This window comes from Klebsiella sp. BDA134-6, from assembly GCF_015601345.1.
GTDB classification, from domain to species: domain Bacteria; phylum Pseudomonadota; class Gammaproteobacteria; order Enterobacterales; family Enterobacteriaceae; genus Klebsiella; species Klebsiella grimontii.
On sequence record NZ_CP064784.1, the window covers coordinates 806,032 to 822,313 of the forward strand.

At 56.2% G+C, this 16,282-nt stretch carries 15 protein-coding genes; 13 read left to right on the forward strand and 2 right to left on the reverse strand.

Going from position 1 to position 16,282, the window contains the following annotated elements:
* Positions 1-9: 9 nt before the first annotated feature.
* The 10 genes from prfC to deoD all read left to right on the forward strand — a co-directional run bounded on the left by prfC (position 10) and on the right by deoD (position 10,793).
* Positions 10-1,599: a peptide chain release factor 3 gene (prfC, locus tag IYV58_RS03790; RefSeq protein WP_004128689.1), complete on the forward strand. Its 1,590-nt coding sequence runs from the start codon at positions 10-12 to the stop codon at positions 1,597-1,599.
* A 217-nt stretch (positions 1,600-1,816) separates the two neighbouring features.
* Positions 1,817-2,428: a molecular chaperone OsmY gene (gene osmY, locus IYV58_RS03795; protein ID WP_004128691.1), complete on the forward strand. Its 612-nt coding sequence runs from the start codon at positions 1,817-1,819 to the stop codon at positions 2,426-2,428.
* A 123-nt stretch (positions 2,429-2,551) separates the two neighbouring features.
* Positions 2,552-2,713 (forward strand): DUF1328 domain-containing protein, encoded by a 162-nt coding sequence (locus IYV58_RS03800; protein WP_003856556.1) that lies wholly within the window; start codon positions 2,552-2,554, stop codon positions 2,711-2,713.
* A gap of 120 nt (positions 2,714-2,833) precedes the next feature.
* Complete coding sequence (locus tag IYV58_RS03805) at positions 2,834-3,907, forward strand: patatin-like phospholipase family protein (protein ID WP_004128693.1); 1,074 nt, start codon at positions 2,834-2,836, stop codon at positions 3,905-3,907.
* Positions 3,904-4,683: a metal-dependent hydrolase gene (locus IYV58_RS03810; protein ID WP_004128696.1), complete on the forward strand. Its 780-nt coding sequence runs from the start codon at positions 3,904-3,906 to the stop codon at positions 4,681-4,683. Before IYV58_RS03805 ends, IYV58_RS03810 begins: the two co-directional genes overlap by 4 nt.
* Positions 4,684-4,828: 145 nt before the next feature.
* Positions 4,829-6,106, forward strand: coding sequence for a NupC/NupG family nucleoside CNT transporter (locus IYV58_RS03815; RefSeq protein WP_014837350.1), 1,278 nt, complete (start codon positions 4,829-4,831; stop codon positions 6,104-6,106).
* Positions 6,107-6,520: 414 nt separating this feature from the next.
* Positions 6,521-7,300, forward strand: coding sequence for a deoxyribose-phosphate aldolase (gene deoC, locus IYV58_RS03820; protein WP_195322310.1), 780 nt, complete (start codon positions 6,521-6,523; stop codon positions 7,298-7,300).
* A 77-nt stretch (positions 7,301-7,377) separates the two neighbouring features.
* The gene (deoA, locus tag IYV58_RS03825) at positions 7,378-8,700 is read left to right on the forward strand and encodes a thymidine phosphorylase (protein ID WP_049123169.1); all 1,323 of its coding nucleotides are present in this window, start codon (positions 7,378-7,380) and stop codon (positions 8,698-8,700) included.
* A gap of 52 nt (positions 8,701-8,752) precedes the next feature.
* Complete coding sequence (gene deoB / locus IYV58_RS03830; protein ID WP_049115920.1) at positions 8,753-9,976, forward strand: phosphopentomutase; 1,224 nt, start codon at positions 8,753-8,755, stop codon at positions 9,974-9,976.
* A gap of 94 nt (positions 9,977-10,070) precedes the next feature.
* A complete protein-coding gene (deoD, locus tag IYV58_RS03835; RefSeq protein WP_004098401.1) occupies positions 10,071-10,793 on the forward strand; it encodes a purine-nucleoside phosphorylase in 723 nt (240 codons plus the stop codon).
* Between the two features lie 57 nt (positions 10,794-10,850).
* On the opposite strand, the gene lplA is transcribed toward deoD, so the two are convergent.
* Positions 10,851-11,867, reverse strand: coding sequence for a lipoate--protein ligase LplA (gene lplA, locus IYV58_RS03840; protein WP_004128708.1), 1,017 nt, complete (start codon positions 11,865-11,867; stop codon positions 10,851-10,853).
* A gap of 10 nt (positions 11,868-11,877) precedes the next feature.
* Positions 11,878-12,519 (reverse strand): YtjB family periplasmic protein, encoded by a 642-nt coding sequence (locus tag IYV58_RS03845; RefSeq protein WP_004128710.1) that lies wholly within the window; start codon positions 12,517-12,519, stop codon positions 11,878-11,880.
* 104 nt (positions 12,520-12,623) lie between these two features.
* Between IYV58_RS03845 and serB the strand changes: the two genes are divergently transcribed.
* The 3 genes from serB to nadR are packed head-to-tail and all read left to right on the forward strand — an operon-like array spanning position 12,624 to position 16,241.
* Positions 12,624-13,595: a phosphoserine phosphatase gene (gene serB / locus IYV58_RS03850; protein WP_195729433.1), complete on the forward strand. Its 972-nt coding sequence runs from the start codon at positions 12,624-12,626 to the stop codon at positions 13,593-13,595.
* A 9-nt stretch (positions 13,596-13,604) separates the two neighbouring features.
* On the forward strand, positions 13,605-14,987 hold the full coding sequence (gene radA, locus IYV58_RS03855) for a DNA repair protein RadA (RefSeq protein WP_004128714.1): 1,383 nt from the start codon (positions 13,605-13,607) through the stop codon (positions 14,985-14,987).
* Between the two features lie 21 nt (positions 14,988-15,008).
* Complete coding sequence (nadR, locus tag IYV58_RS03860) at positions 15,009-16,241, forward strand: multifunctional transcriptional regulator/nicotinamide-nucleotide adenylyltransferase/ribosylnicotinamide kinase NadR (RefSeq protein ID WP_004128716.1); 1,233 nt, start codon at positions 15,009-15,011, stop codon at positions 16,239-16,241.
* The last annotated feature ends 41 nt before the right edge of the window (positions 16,242-16,282 follow it).

The window sequence follows — 16,282 nt, forward strand, 5'->3', positions numbered from 1 at the left end:
GATTGAATTATGACGTTGTCTCCTTATTTGCAGGAGGTGGCTAAGCGCCGCACTTTTGCCATTATTTCTCACCCGGATGCCGGTAAAACGACCATTACTGAAAAGGTTCTGTTATTCGGACAGGCTATTCAGACTGCCGGTACGGTAAAAGGTCGCGGCTCCAGCCAGCATGCGAAATCTGACTGGATGGAGATGGAAAAGCAGCGCGGTATCTCCATCACCACGTCCGTGATGCAGTTCCCCTATCACGACTGCCTGGTTAACCTGTTGGATACCCCGGGGCACGAAGACTTCTCCGAAGATACCTACCGTACCCTGACGGCGGTTGACTGCTGCCTGATGGTTATCGATGCCGCGAAAGGCGTCGAGGATCGTACCCGTAAGCTGATGGAAGTCACCCGTCTGCGCGATACGCCGATCCTGACCTTTATGAACAAACTTGACCGCGACATCCGTGACCCGATGGAGCTGCTGGATGAAGTGGAAAACGAGCTGAAAATCGGCTGCGCGCCGATCACCTGGCCGATTGGCTGCGGCAAACTGTTCAAGGGCGTTTACCATCTTTATAAAGATGAAACCTACCTGTATCAGACCGGTAAAGGCCACACCATCCAGGAAGTACGCATCGTGAAAGGGTTGGATAACCCGGAGCTTGATGCCGCGGTGGGTGAAGATCTGGCGCAGCAGCTGCGCGATGAGCTGGAGCTGGTGCAGGGCGCGTCTAACGAATTCGATAAAGAGCTGTTCCTGGCGGGCGAAATTACGCCGGTATTCTTCGGTACCGCGCTGGGCAACTTTGGCGTTGACCATATGCTGGACGGTTTAGTGGAGTGGGCGCCTGCGCCGATGCCGCGTAAAACCGACACCCGCACGGTGGAAGCCTCGGAAGATAAGTTCACCGGCTTCGTGTTTAAAATTCAGGCCAACATGGACCCGAAACACCGCGACCGCGTGGCTTTTATGCGCGTGGTTTCCGGTAAATACGAGAAAGGCATGAAGATGCGCCAGGTGCGTATCGGCAAGGACGTGGTGATCTCCGACGCGCTGACCTTTATGGCCGGCGACCGTTCGCACGTGGAAGAAGCGTATCCGGGCGATATCCTGGGTCTGCATAACCACGGCACCATTCAGATTGGCGATACCTTCACCCAGGGTGAAATGATGAAGTTCACCGGTATCCCGAACTTCGCCCCGGAACTGTTCCGCCGCATTCGCCTGAAAGATCCGCTCAAGCAGAAACAGCTGCTGAAAGGGCTGGTTCAGCTCTCTGAAGAGGGGGCGGTGCAGGTGTTCCGTCCGATCGCCAATAACGATCTGATCGTTGGCGCGGTGGGTGTGCTGCAGTTTGATGTGGTTGTTGCTCGCCTGAAGAGCGAATACAACGTTGAGGCGATTTACGAGTCCGTCAACGTCGCGACCGCACGCTGGGTGGAATGTAGCGACGCGAAGAAATTCGAAGAGTTTAAGCGTAAGAACGAAATTCAGCTGGCGCTGGATGGTGGCGATAACCTGACTTATATCGCCCCGACCATGGTTAACCTGAACCTGACGCAGGAACGGTACCCTGACGTCCAGTTCCGTAAAACCCGCGAGCACTAATCCTCTCCGGAGCGCGGTTTTCGCCGCGCTCCACGTCATTTTCCCCTCGGTTTGCCCTTTCTGGAAAGTTCTTAATTCTTACCGTTTTGCGCGCTTTTTTACCCGATCATGCCGCACTCTTCTGCGTATCTACTACATTTAATAAGTAATTTTTGGAATCCTGGCTTAATAGTCTACTTATTTTGCTTTACCTGCTTAGATATAACGAGGAACAACGATGACAAGACTTAAGAGCGGCAAGACACTCCTGGCCCTCTTCCTGGGCTCAGCAATAATCAGCGCTTCGGCGTATGCGGAAAACTCGACCGTAGACAGCGCGAAATCCGCAGCAAGCAATGCCGGGCAAGCCGTTGATAATTCGATGAACAAAGTCGGGAATTTTATGGACGACAGCACCATCACCGCCAGGGTGAAAGCGGCGCTGATCGATCATAAAGATATTCGCAGCACCGATATCTCTGTGAAAACTGAAAATAAAGTCGTCACCTTAAGCGGTACGGTTGACAGTTCAGAGCAGCATAAGCAGGCGCTTAGCGTTGCGAAAGCGGTTGAAGGCGTGACCTCCGTTAACGACAAGCTTAGCGTACAGAACGAAAAATCTGCTTCGCTGAAGGGCTATGCCGGCGACACGGCGGTGACCAGCGAGATCAAAGCGAAATTGCTGGCTGACGATATCGTTCCGTCGCGTAACGTGAAGGTTGAGACCACCGATGGCGTTGTACATTTATCCGGTACGGTCGAGTCCAGTAAGCAGTCGGAGCGGGCGGAAGGTATTGCGAAAGCCGTTTCCGGCGTCAAAAGCGTGAAGAATGACCTTAGCGTCAAATAAATCTATTCACTAAAAAATTTATTCTGCGGTCTTTCCGCAGGATGTGTAGCACCACAGGGTTGTGTATGCGCGGCCTGAGTGCGCAGAAAATCGACCGTCATTAACTATGGTAAGGAGAGACGTATGTTTAGATGGGGCATTATTTTTCTGGTGATCGCGTTAATTGCCGCCGCTCTGGGCTTTGGTGGCCTGGCGGGTACCGCTGCCTGGGCTGCGAAAATTGTCTTCGTTGTCGGTATTATCCTGTTCCTGGTCAGCCTGTTTACCGGCCGTCGGCGTCCCTAGACGTTAACGCGTGAAATACCGTCTTACATAAAGCCAGTCAATGTGACTGGCTTTCTCAGTTTCAGGGCGTTAAAAATTGCGTTACCTTTGTTTTTATAATAAGCCAGACAGGAAAGCAGGGTGGGGCAGCGAATTCCCGTTACGTTGGGCAACATTACGCCGTTATCTGTTAAACCCTTCCAGCCGGGCAGGCTCGCACTGGTGTGCGAAGGCGGGGGGCAGAGAGGGATTTTTACCGCCGGGGTGCTGGACGAATTTATGCGCGCGGGATTCAACCCGTTCGACATGATGTTCGGTACCTCTGCCGGGGCGCAAAATCTCTCGGCCTATCTGTGCAACCAGCCCGGCTATGCCCGCAAAGTGATCACCCGCTACACCACCGCCCGCGAGTTTTTCGACCCGATGCGTTTTGTGCGCGGCGGAAATCTTATCGATCTTGACTGGCTGGTCGACACCACCTCGAAAAAGATGCCGCTGGCGATGGCCTATGCTGAAGATTGTTTTGCCCAAGGCAAAGAGTTCTGGATGTGCGCCTGTCGCGGCGATGATTACACGCCAAACTACTTTTCCCCCACTCAGCAGACCTGGCTTGACCTGATTCGCGCCTCCAGCGCCATTCCCGGTTTTTACCGCAGCGGCGTGCTGCTGGATGGCGTGAGCTATCTTGACGGCGGCGTCAGCGATGCGATCCCCGTCCAGGAGGCAGCCCGTCGAGGGGCGCAAACCATCGTGGTGATCCGTACCGTTCCGTCCCAGATGTACTACACCCCGCAGTGGTTTAAACGGATGGAGCGCTGGCTTGGCGAAAGTAGTCTGCAGCCGTTTGTGAATCTGGTGCAGCATCACGAAACTACCTATCGCTCCACGCAAGAGTTCATTGAAAAACCGCCGGGTAAGCTGAGAATTCTGGAAATTTATCCGCAGAAGCCGTTGAAGAGTATGGCGTTAGGCAGCCGTCTTCCGGCGTTGCTGGAGGACTACAAGACCGGGCGCCAGTGCGGGCGCTACTTTCTCGCTACCGTCGGTAAACTGCTGGCCGACAGACCGCCGCTGCTGCGCCACGCGCCGCGTATTGCGGTACCGAAAACGGTCGTTATTCCGCCAGCGCCGGTGGCCAATGAGATCCCTCAGGCGCCGGTCATCGCGGCGGTGCAGGCCAATGATGCCAGCTTTGAAAATGAGGACCTGGCGTGACCCTACGATTTATTGATACTCACTGCCATTTCGATTTTCCCCCTTTCACCGGCGACGAAAGCGCCAGCATTGCCCGGGCGGCGGAGGCTGGCGTGACGCAGATCGTGGTACCTGCGACAGAAGCGGATAACTTTGCCCGCGTGTTAGCGCTGGCGGGGAAATATGATGAGCTCTACGCCGCCTTAGGCCTCCACCCGATAGCGATTGAACGGCATAGCGCAGAGAGTCTTGAACGGCTTGAAGCCTGCCTGGCGAAACGCGATGCTAAGCTGGTCGCGGTTGGGGAAATCGGTCTCGATCTCTATCGCGAAGATCCGCAGTTTGAGCGTCAGGTTTCTGTATTTGAGGCGCAGATGCGGCTGGCGAAACGCTACGATTTGCCGGCGATCCTCCACTCCAGACGCACTCACGACAAGCTGGCGATGCTGCTGAAAAAGCACGCTTTACCGCGAACCGGCGTAGTGCACGGTTTTGCCGGTAGCCTTCAGCAGGCGGAGCGGTTTGTGCAACTGGGCTACAAGATTGGCGTTGGTGGCACAATTACCTATCCGCGCGCCAGTAAGACCCGCGCTGTGATGGCGCAGCTGCCGCTTTCGGCGCTGCTGCTGGAGACCGATGCGCCGGATATGCCATTGAACGGTTTTCAGGGGCAGCCGAACAGGCCAGAACGGGCGGCTCGCGTCTTCTCCACCTTATGTGAGCTACGCCCGGAGCCCGCGGAAGAGATAGCTAATACCCTGATTGATAATACAAATGCGATTTTTGCGCTCCCATAACGCTTTGTTGAGTGACCTGTGTCTCATTCCTGCCTTTTTATCTCATTGTTTTGCTTAAAATGTGTGAGCTGAAATGAGCATGATGGTTTCATGCCGTTATAATCGCGGGGTTTTAGGCTGAACTCTCAATACACAGGGACTCTGTATGCAAATTATCATGGGACTTATCGGCATGGTGGTGTTGTTAGCCATCGCTGTGCTCCTCTCCAGTAATCGAAAAGCCATCAACCTGCGTACCGTCCTCGGCGCCTGGATTATCCAGGTGGGGATCGGCGCGTTAATTCTCTACGTGCCGGCCGGGCGCACGGCGCTGCTGGCCATGTCGAATGGCGTTGCTAACGTGATTGCTTACGGCAATGAAGGGATCGGCTTTATCTTTGGTGGGCTAGTTTCCGACAAGATGTTTGAAGTCTTCGGCGGTGGCGGGTTTGTTTTTGCCCTGCGCGTCCTGCCAGTCATTGTCTTCTTCTCGTCGCTGATCGCCGTGCTTTATTACCTCGGCATCATGCAATTTGTTATCCGCATTCTCGGCGGGGCGCTGCGGGCGGTACTGAAAACCTCGCGCACGGAATCGCTCTCTGCCACGGCGAACATCTTTGTTGGCCAGACCGAAGCGCCGCTGGTGGTGCGTCCATATATCGCCACCATGACCCGTTCCGAGCTCTTTGCGGTGATGTGCGGGGGCCTGGCCTCGGTTGCGGGCTCCGTTCTGGCCGGTTACGCGCAGATGGGCGTACCGCTGGAATACCTGATTGCCGCTTCGTTTATGGCGGCCCCGGGCGGCCTGCTGTTTGCGAAGATTATCGTGCCGGAAACCGAGCAGCCCCGGGACAACCCGGCGATGGATAAAAATGACGCCGATCCGCAGGCACCGGCGAACGTGTTGGATGCCGCTGCATCTGGCGCGGCTTCCGGGATGCAGCTGGCGCTGAACGTCGGGGCGATGCTGCTGGCGTTTATCGCGCTGATTGCCCTGGTTAACGGTATTCTCTCCGGCGTGGGCGGCTGGTTTAACCATCCGGACCTGTCGCTGCAAATGATCCTCGGCTGGGTCTTCTCGCCGCTGGCGTGGGTGATTGGCGTGCCGTGGAATGAAGCCACCGTTGCCGGCTCGTTTATCGGCCAGAAGCTGATCATCAACGAGTTTGTGGCCTATATGAATTTCGGTGAATACCTGAAAGCCGACGCCGAGGTCGCTGCCGCCGGTTTGCAGGTGATTTCAACTCACACCAAGGCCATCATCTCGTTTGCCCTGTGCGGTTTTGCCAATCTGTCATCCATTGCGATCCTGATTGGCGGACTGGGCGGCATGGCGCCTAATCGCCGTCAGGAAATTGCCCAGCTGGGTATGCGGGCCGTGGCGGCGGGGACGCTGTCTAACCTGATGAGCGCCACGATAGCGGGCGTATTCCTCGCGCTGTAACGCCCTCTTGCACGCTAAGAACCCCGCGGCATTGCCGTCGTGGGGTTCTCACTTCAGAATGTTAAAATCCTATCATTATATAATTCTTTATTTATCAAAATGTAATGATCTTTATGGCCTTTTTTCGCACAAAATGCCCGTGTCGGTATCGTGGCTTGTTGCCTGATGGTGTTATAATAATAACATTGATTCGGAGTGGCGATTCCTGATTATGCTTAAAGAGAGTCTGGCATTGGAAGAGCACGGATTAGGCTTTGTTATGTGATTTGTATCACTATACAGTAATGCAAATTAGTAATTAGTTTTCATTAACTGTGATGTGTATCGAAGTGTAGCGGCGAGGGAATGTTACAATAGTAACAGACTCGCAAGGTGAACAAACTTTAAAACGGCACTACGCCGTCGGAGTATGAAATGACTGATTTAACGGCAAGCAGCCTGCGCGCGTTGAAACTGATGGACCTGACCACCCTGAATGATGACGACACCAATGAAAAAGTGATCGCGCTGTGTCACCAGGCCAAAACACCGGTAGGGAATACTGCTGCAGTATGCATCTACCCGCGCTTTATCCCGATCGCGCGTAAAACGCTGAACGAGCAAGGTACCCCGGATATTCGTATCGCGACGGTGACCAACTTCCCGCACGGTAACGATGATATTGATATCGCGCTGGCGGAAACCCGCGCGGCGATCGCTTACGGCGCTGACGAAGTTGACGTCGTGTTCCCTTACCGTGCGCTAATTGCGGGCAATGAACAGGTCGGTTTTGACCTGGTGAAAGCCTGTAAAGAAGCCTGCGTGGCAGCAAACGTGCTGCTGAAAGTGATTATCGAAACCGGCGAATTGAAAGAAGAAGCGCTGATTCGTAAAGCGTCTGAAATCGCCATCAAAGCCGGCGCCGACTTCATCAAAACCTCTACCGGTAAAGTTCCGGTGAACGCGACCCCGGAAAGCGCGCGCATCATGCTGGAGGTCATCCGCGATATGGGCGTTCAGCAGAGCGTCGGCTTCAAGCCAGCAGGCGGCGTGCGTAGCGCAGAAGACGCGCAAAAATTCCTCGCGATTGCTGATGAGCTGTTCGGTGCCGACTGGGCCGACTCTCGCCACTACCGTTTTGGCGCCTCCAGCCTGCTGGCAAGCCTGCTGAAAGCGCTGGGTCACGGCGATGGTAAGAGCGCCAGCAGCTACTAAAACGTAATTTGCCGACCTCAAGGCCGGATGCTGTCCGGCCTGCGGTTGGTCTTTGACTCTTTCCCCGGGAGGTTATCTTGTTTCTCGCACAAGAAATTATTCGTAAAAAACGTGATGGTCATGCGCTGAGCGATGAAGAAATTCGCTTTTTCATCAACGGTATCCGCGATAACAGCGTCTCAGAAGGGCAGATCGCCGCGCTGGCGATGACCATTTTTTTCCACGATATGTCTATGCCGGAACGCGTTTCGCTGACCATGGCGATGCGGGATTCAGGAACCGTTCTGAACTGGAAGCATCTTAACCTTAATGGCCCCATCGTCGATAAACACTCCACCGGCGGCGTAGGCGATGTGACCTCGCTGATGCTGGGGCCGATGGTTGCGGCCTGCGGCGGCTATGTGCCGATGATCTCCGGGCGCGGCCTCGGGCACACCGGCGGTACGCTCGATAAGCTGGAGGCGATTCCGGGGTTCGATATTTTCCCGGACGATAGCCGCTTCCGCGAAATCATTAAAGATGTCGGCGTCGCGATTATCGGGCAGACCAGCTCTCTGGCGCCGGCTGACAAACGTTTTTACGCCACGCGCGATATCACCGCGACGGTGGACTCTATCCCGCTGATTACCGCCTCGATTCTCGCCAAGAAGCTGGCGGAAGGCCTGGACGCCCTAGTGATGGATGTCAAAGTCGGCAGCGGCGCCTTTATGCCTACTTATGAACTTTCCGCCGCGCTGGCTGAAGCTATCGTCGGGGTATCCAACGGCGCCGGCGTGCGAACGACCGCGCTGTTAACCGATATGAATCAGGTGCTGGCTTCCAGCGCCGGTAATGCGGTGGAAGTGCGTGAAGCCGTGCAGTTCCTCACCGGCGAGTACCGCAATCCGAGGCTGCTTGAAGTGACGATGGCGCTATGCGTCGAGATGCTGATTTCCGGCAAGCTGGCGGAGAACGACGCCGACGCGCGGGCGAAGCTACAGGCGGTGCTGGATAACGGTAAAGCCGCAGAAGTCTTCGGCCGGATGGTGGCGGCGCAAAAAGGGCCGAACGACTTCGTGGAAAACTACGATAAGTATCTGCCGTCCGCGATGCTGAGCAAAGCGGTCTATGCCGAAGGCGAAGGGTTTGTCGCCGAAATGGACACCCGCGCGCTGGGCATGGCGGTGGTGTCAATGGGCGGCGGTCGCCGTCAGGCATCGGATCTGATTGATTACAGCGTCGGTTTCACCGATATGGTTCGCCTCGGCGCGCGTATCGACGCACAGCAGCCGCTGGCGGTTATCCATGCTAAAGACGAAAACAGCTGGCAGGAAGCGGCCAAAGCCGTGAAAGCGGCCATTAAACTTGACGATAAAGCGCCTGAAATGACGCCGACGGTCTATCGTCGTATCACCGAATAGTTATATACTGATCTGATCGCTTTTTTGCAGCGCAAAAGGTACGGAGAATAATATGAAACGTGCATTTATTATGGTGCTGGACTCATTCGGCATCGGTGCGACTGAAGACGCCGATCGCTTTGGCGACGTCGGTTCAGACACCATGGGCCATATTGCAGAAGCCTGCGCCAAAGGCGAGGCTGACAACGGCCGCAAAGGCCCGCTCAATCTACCGAATCTGACCCGTCTGGGGCTGGTTAAAGCCCATGAGGGTTCTACCGGTAAAATTGCCGCCGGTATGGACGGCAACGCGGACGTTATCGGCGCTTACGCATGGGCGCATGAGCTCTCTTCAGGTAAAGACACCCCGTCAGGCCACTGGGAAATCGCCGGCGTACCGGTTCTCTTTGACTGGGGCTATTTCCCCGAGCATGAAAACAGCTTCCCGCAGGAGCTTCTGGATAAACTGGTTAAGCGCGCCAACCTGCCGGGCTACCTCGGCAACTGTCACTCTTCCGGTACCGTTATCCTCGACCAGCTGGGCGAAGAGCATATGAAAACCGGCAAGCCGATTTTCTATACCTCCGCTGACTCGGTATTCCAGATTGCCTGCCATGAAGAGACCTATGGTCTCGATAAGCTGTACGAGCTGTGTGAAATCGCGCGTGAAGAGCTGACCGAAGGCGGCTACAACATTGGTCGCGTGATCGCGCGTCCGTTTATCGGAGACAAAGCCGGCAACTTCCAGCGCACCGGTAACCGCCACGATTTGGCCGTTGAGCCGCCGGCGCCGACGGTACTGCAGAAGCTGGTCGACGAGAAAAAGGGCCAGGTCGTATCGGTGGGTAAAATCGCCGATATCTACGCCAACTGCGGTATCACTAAAAAAGTGAAAGCGACGGGCCTGGATGCGCTGTTTGACGCCACCATCAAAGAGATGAAAGAAGCGGGGGACGAAACCATCGTCTTCACCAACTTCGTAGACTTCGACTCTTCCTGGGGCCACCGCCGCGACGTTGCAGGCTATGCCGCAGGGCTGGAGCTGTTCGATCGCCGTCTGCCGGAGCTGATGGCGCTGGTCGGGGAAGATGACATTCTGATCCTGACCGCCGACCACGGCTGCGACCCGACCTGGACCGGTACCGACCATACTCGTGAACACATTCCGGTGCTGATCTATGGCCCGAAAGTGAAGCCGGGCTCGCTGGGGCACCGTGAAACCTTCGCTGATATTGGCCAGACCCTGGCGACGTACTTCGGTACCTCTGCGATGGACTACGGCAAAAACATGCTGTGATTATTTTCCCGGTGAGCGACGCTCCCCGGGCCTTTTTTGTAGGCCTGATAAGGCGCTGCCGCCAGCAGGCAACAACATTCAGAAGGATTTAACGATGGCTACTCCACACATTAATGCAGAAATGGGCGATTTCGCTGACGTTGTGCTGATGCCGGGCGACCCGCTGCGCGCGAAGCACATTGCAGAAACGTTCCTTGAAGATGTTCGTGAAGTGAACAACGTGCGCGGTATGCTGGGCTTCACCGGTACCTATAAAGGCCGCAAAATTTCCGTTATGGGTCACGGTATGGGGATCCCGTCCTGCTCCATTTACGCAAAAGAGCTGATCACCGACTTCGGCGTAAAAAAAATCATTCGCGTAGGCTCCTGCGGCGCGGTGCGTATGGACGTTAAGCTGCGCGACGTGGTTATCGGCATGGGTGCCTGCACCGACTCTAAAGTTAACCGTATGCGTTTTAAGGACCACGACTTTGCGGCGATTGCCGACTTTGGCATGGTGCGTAACGCGGTTGACGCGGCAAAAGCGCTGGGCGTTGACGCTCGCGTGGGCAACATTTTTTCCGCTGACCTGTTCTATGCGCCGGACGGCGGTGAAATGTTCGACGTGATGGAAAAATACGGCATCCTGGGCGTGGAAATGGAAGCGGCCGGGATCTACGGCGTCGCGGCGGAATTTGGCGCTAAAGCGCTGACCATCTGCACGGTCTCCGACCACATCCGTACCCACGAGCAGACCAGCTCCGCTGAACGTCAGACGACCTTCAACGACATGATTAAAATCGCGCTGGAATCCGTTCTGCTGGGCGATAAAGAGTAATCATCTCTTCCTCCCTCTCCCTATGGGAGAGGGCCGGGATGAGAGGCTTTGACCGCGCTAGCGCACCGCGCCGGCAATCCATGCCGACAGCTCCCGCAGCGCTTTCTCCTGCTCCGGGAAATCCGCCAATAACGCCTCGCACTCCTGTTGCAGTATATCCGCGCGGTAGAGGCAGCCCTGCAATCTGGTAGCCAGCGCCTCCAGCGGCGCCGGGTTGAGGCTGTCGGTAAAAATCTGCGTGCGCGTGATATGGCCTTTTTCAACATCGAAATGGAGCTCTACGCCGCCCCAGGTAAAACGTTCATCCAGCAGATGGCTAAAGGCGGGCGCCTGGCCAAAGTTCCACTCCCAACTGCTCTGTCGTGCAAAGGTTGCGGGAAAATTCGGCAGGTCCGGCATTTTCTCCGGAGAGATAACTTCGGCCTCTACGCGCTCGCCGTAATGGGCGAAGAACGCCTCCTGAATCGCCTCGCAAACCTGCTGATGGGTAATGCCCGGCAGCAGCTCGACCAGATTGGCTACCCGTCCGCGCACGGAGGTAATGCCTTTGGCCTGCAGCTTCTTCTTATCGGGATTGAGGTAGTTGGCCAGGCGGCTTAAATCGGCGTTCAGCAGCAGCGTACCGTGGTGAAAGCCGCGATCCATCGTTTCGCGATAGGCGGAACCGGAGACCTTGCGCTCGCCGTCGGCGGTTTTGACCACCAGATCGTTACGGCCCGAGGCTTCCGCCGTGACGCCCAGCGCATTCAGCGCCGACAGGACGATATTCGTGGAAACGGTTTTATCGTACTCCGGTTTGCCAGCCATAAAGGTAAAGCAGGTATTGCCCAGATCGTGGAATACCGCGCCGCCGCCGCTGCTGCGACGCGCCAGGCGCACGTTATCTTCTTCCATGCGTCGGGTATTGCACTCTTTCCACGGGTTTTGCGCCCGGCCAATGACCACCGTATCGGCATTGCGCCACAGGAACAGCACCCGCTGAGTGGCGGGCATCTGGCGAAAAATAGACTCCTCAACCGCCAGGTTGAACCAGGGGTCGTAAGAGTCAGAGAGCAGCAGGCGCAGCGTAGACATAGTGATTTCCTTATTCTGATTCATCTTTATCTTCATCCTGCACCGGCTTATTGGCGGTGAGCAGGAAAGGCGATTGCTGCCAGCGGGTACGTTTCCCCTGCAGCAGGGTGCGCGTCAGGACGACGCCGATGGCCAACGATAGCAGCAGCATCAGACGCAGGATATTGGTGGTATTATCGACCTGCTGCGCTTCGGTGGCTAAGGTATGGGTATCCAGCGTCAGGCGCAGGTAGCCGAGCGGGCCGTTTTTACCCTGGATAGGCTCGACGATTTGCTGGTTGAAGTAACCGCCCGCTTTTTTACCGTCCAGCGCCAGCCGATCGCGTACCTCGACGCTTTCGCCGGAACGCGCCACCAGGTCGCCCTGTTCGTCATAAACGCCGGCGTCGAGGATGCGACTTTTGTGGGTAAGCTGTTCCAGCAGCTGGCTAATCCGCTTTTCATCAGGCGTTTCGCTACGCAACAGCGGCGCCAGGTTTAGCGTGACCTGCTGGGCGAGCGTGCGTGCCAGTTCTTCCAGCTGCGGATTGCGCTGCTTCTGACTGTTCTGGCTGAACCAGGAGGCCCCCTGCATCAGGGCGACGAGGAGTGCGAGACAGATCAGAACAATTACCGCGCGATGCAGTCGGAATTTAAGTTTTGCGCGTACCATATTCCACCTTTGAAAATTTGCAGCTTAATGTTGCCAGAAGCGCTGGTTACAAGGTAGCCTCATGCGTTATTTTCCTCGCCTGAATGAAGTTATGTGGAGCCGTGATGCCAAACAGTTTGACCTGGTGCGACCTGCCTGAAGATGTTTCCCTGTGGCCTGGATTGCCGCTTTCCCTGAGCGGTGATGAGGTCATGCCGTTGGACTATCATGCCGGACGCAGCGGTTGGCTGCTGTATGGTCGCGGCATTAACAAGCATCGTCTGACCGAGTGGCAGCGCGAGCTGGGCGCGGCGCTGGTTATCGTCGCCTCCTGGGCGGTTGACGACTACCAGGTGATGCGGCTGGCGGGCTCCCTTACGCTTCGTGCCACCCGTCTGGCCCATGAGGCCGGGTTTGACGTGGCGCCGCTGGGCAAAATCCCGCATTTACGTACGCCGGGCTTACTGGTCATGGATATGGACTCGACGGCGATTCAAATTGAGTGTATCGATGAAATCGCCAAACTGGCCGGGACCGGCGAGCTGGTCTCGGAAGTGACCGAGCGCGCGATGCGCGGCGAACTTGATTTCACCGCCAGCCTGCGCCAGCGCGTGGCGACCCTGAAAGATGCCGATGCCAGCATTCTGCTGCAGGTGCGCGAAACGCTACCGCTGATGCCGGGGTTGACCCAGTTGGTGCTGAAGTTGGAAACGCTTGGCTGGAAGGTGGCGATCGCCTCCGGCGGCTTCACCTTCTTTGCCGAATATCTGCGCGACAAGCTGCATCTCGACGCGGTGTTCGCCAACGAACTGGAGATCATGGACGGTAAGCTGACCGGCAACGTCATCGGCGATATTGTCGATGCGAAATATAAAGCCAATACGCTGCGTAAACTGGCGGAAAAGTATGAGATCCCGCCGGCGCAAACCGTCGCCATTGGCGATGGCGCAAACGATCTGCCGATGATTAAAGCGGCAGGGCTCGGCATTGCCTATCATGCTAAGCCAAAAGTTAATGAACTGGCGGAAGTGACAATCCGCCACGCTGACCTGATGGGGGTATTCTGTATTCTCTCCGGCAGCATGAATCAAAAGTAAGAGGTTAACGTGGCGAAAGCTCCAAAACGCGCATTTGTCTGTAATGAATGCGGTGCGGATTATCCGCGCTGGCAGGGGCAGTGCAGCGCCTGTCATGCCTGGAATACCATAACCGAGATGCGCATTGCCGCTTCGCCGCAGGTGGCAAGAAACGAACGCTTGTCAGGGTATGCCGGTAATGCCGGCGTGTCGAAAGTGCAGAAGCTCTCCGATATCAGCCTGGAAGCACTGCCGCGTTTTTCTACCGGATTTAAAGAGTTTGACCGCGTGCTCGGCGGCGGCGTGGTGCCGGGGAGCGCGATTCTGATCGGCGGCAATCCCGGCGCGGGTAAGTCGACGCTGCTGCTGCAAACCCTGTGTAAGCTCGCCGAAGGCATGAAAACGCTCTACGTCACCGGGGAAGAGTCGCTTCAGCAGGTGGCGATGCGCGCTCACCGTTTAGGCCTGCCGACGGCCAATCTGAATATGCTGTCAGAAACCAGCATTGAGCAGATTTGCCAGATTGCCGATGAAGAAAAGCCGCAGCTGATGGTTATCGACTCCATCCAGGTAATGCATATGGCCGACGTGCAGTCGTCGCCGGGCAGTGTGGCCCAGGTGCGCGAAACGGCGGCCTATTTAACGCGCTTTGCCAAGACGCGCGGCGTGGCTATCGTCATGGTCGGCCACGTTACCAAAGACGGCTCGCTGGCCGGGCCGAAAGTGCTGGAGCATTGTATCGACTGCTCCGTGCTGCTCGACGGCGACGCCGACTCTCGTTTCCGCACCCTGCGCAGCCATAAAAACCGCTTCGGCGCGGTCAACGAGCTGGGCGTATTCGCCATGACCGAGCAGGGTCTACGTGAAGTGAGCAACCCCTCGGCCATCTTTTTGAGCCGCGGGGACGAAGTGACTTCCGGTAGTTCGGTGATGGTGGTCTGGGAAGGCACGCGACCGCTGCTGGTGGAGATCCAGGCGCTGGTCGATCACTCGATGATGTCCAACCCGCGCCGCGTGGCGGTGGGGCTTGAGCAGAACCGTCTGGCGATCCTGCTGGCGGTTCTGCATCGTCACGGCGGTCTGCAGATGGCCGACCAGGACGTCTTCGTCAACGTGGTTGGTGGGGTGAAGGTCACCGAAACCAGCGCCGATCTGGCGCTGCTGCTGGCGATGGTTTCCAGCCTGCGCGACCGTCCGCTGCCCCAGGACCTGGTGGTTTTTGGCGAAGTGGGTCTCGCAGGCGAAATTCGCCCGGTGCCGAGCGGCCAGGAGCGTATCTCTGAAGCGGCTAAGCATGGCTTTCGTCGGGCGATTGTTCCGGCAGCGAATGTGCCGAAAAAAGCGCCGGAAGGGATGCAAATCTTTGGCGTGAAAAAGCTTGCGGACGCACTTAGCGTCTTTGACGACTTATAATAAGTGAAAAGGAGACTCGCTATGTCGTCATTTGACTATTTAAAAAGCGCCATTAAGCAGAAGGGTTGTACGCTACAGCAGGTAGCTGACGCCAGCGGGATGACAAAAGGCTATCTGAGCCAGCTGCTGAACGCGAAAATTAAAAGCCCCAGCGCGCAGAAGCTGGAAGCGCTGCACCGGTTTCTCGGGCTGGAGTTTCCGCGTCGGCAAAAAAGCGTTGGCGTGGTATTTGGTAAGTTTTACCCGCTGCATACCGGGCACATCTACTTGATTCAGCGCGCCTGTAGCCAAGTCGATGAGCTGCATATCATTATGGGCTACGACGATCCCCGTGACCGTGAGCTGTTTGAAAAGAGCGCGATGTCGCAGCAGCCGACCGTACCTGACCGCCTGCGCTGGCTGCTGCAAACCTTCAAATACCAGAAGAACATCCGCATCCACGCCTTCAATGAAGAGGGAATGGAACCCTATCCGCACGGCTGGGACGTCTGGAGCCGCGGGATCCGCGCCTTTATGAGCGAGAAGGGCATCGAGCCTAACTGGATCTACACCTCGGAAGAGGGCGATGCGCCGCAGTATCTGGAGCATCTGGGTATTGAAACCGTTCTGATCGATCCTAAACGCACCTTTATGAACATCAGCGGCGGACAGATTCGTGAAAACCCGTTCCGCTACTGGGAATATATTCCTACCGAAGTGAAGCCGTTTTTCGTGCGCACGGTGGCGATTCTCGGCGGTGAGTCGAGCGGTAAGTCGACGCTGGTGAATAAGCTATCCAATATCTTTAATACTACCAGCGCCTGGGAATATGGCCGCGACTACGTCTTTTCGCACCTCGGCGGCGATGAGATGGCGCTGCAATACTCCGACTATGACAAAATTGCCCTCGGTCACGCGCAATATATTGATTTCGCGGTGAAATATGCCAACAAGGTGGCGTTCATCGACACGGACTTTGTCAGCACCCAGGCGTTCTGTCTCAAGTACGAGGGGCGGGAACATCCCTTTGTTCAGGCGCTGATCGACGAATATCGTTTTGACCTGGTCATCCTGCTGGAAAACAACACGCCGTGGGTGGCCGACGGTTTACGTAGTCTTGGCAGCTCGGTAGACCGCAAGGAGTTTCAGACGATGCTGGTGTCGTTGCTCAAAGAGAATGAGATAGATTTTGTGCATGTGAAAGAGGCCGATTACGATGCCCGCTTCCTGCGCTGCGTTGAGCTGGTAAAAGAGATGATGGGCGAGCAGGGATAGCTAAGCTCCTCTGCGTCACCCACAGGGTGAGGAGCAACCAC

Excerpts from the sequence above, each read along its gene's own strand:
- nadR (WP_004128716.1), top strand. The coding sequence starts at position 15,009 with ATGTCGTCATTTGACTATTTAAAAAGCGCCATTAAGCAGAAGGGTTGT.
- lplA (WP_004128708.1), bottom strand. The coding sequence starts at position 11,867 with ATGTCTACGCTGCGCCTGCTGCTCTCTGACTCTTACGACCCCTGGTTC.
- deoC (WP_195322310.1), top strand. The coding sequence starts at position 6,521 with ATGACTGATTTAACGGCAAGCAGCCTGCGCGCGTTGAAACTGATGGAC.
- IYV58_RS03815 (WP_014837350.1), top strand. The coding sequence starts at position 4,829 with ATGCAAATTATCATGGGACTTATCGGCATGGTGGTGTTGTTAGCCATC.
- osmY (WP_004128691.1), top strand. The coding sequence starts at position 1,817 with ATGACAAGACTTAAGAGCGGCAAGACACTCCTGGCCCTCTTCCTGGGC.
- IYV58_RS03845 (WP_004128710.1), bottom strand. The coding sequence starts at position 12,519 with ATGGTACGCGCAAAACTTAAATTCCGACTGCATCGCGCGGTAATTGTT.
- deoD (WP_004098401.1), top strand. The coding sequence starts at position 10,071 with ATGGCTACTCCACACATTAATGCAGAAATGGGCGATTTCGCTGACGTT.
- deoB (WP_049115920.1), top strand. The coding sequence starts at position 8,753 with ATGAAACGTGCATTTATTATGGTGCTGGACTCATTCGGCATCGGTGCG.
- IYV58_RS03800 (WP_003856556.1), top strand. The coding sequence starts at position 2,552 with ATGTTTAGATGGGGCATTATTTTTCTGGTGATCGCGTTAATTGCCGCC.
- prfC (WP_004128689.1), top strand. The coding sequence starts at position 10 with ATGACGTTGTCTCCTTATTTGCAGGAGGTGGCTAAGCGCCGCACTTTT.
- serB (WP_195729433.1), top strand. The coding sequence starts at position 12,624 with ATGCCAAACAGTTTGACCTGGTGCGACCTGCCTGAAGATGTTTCCCTG.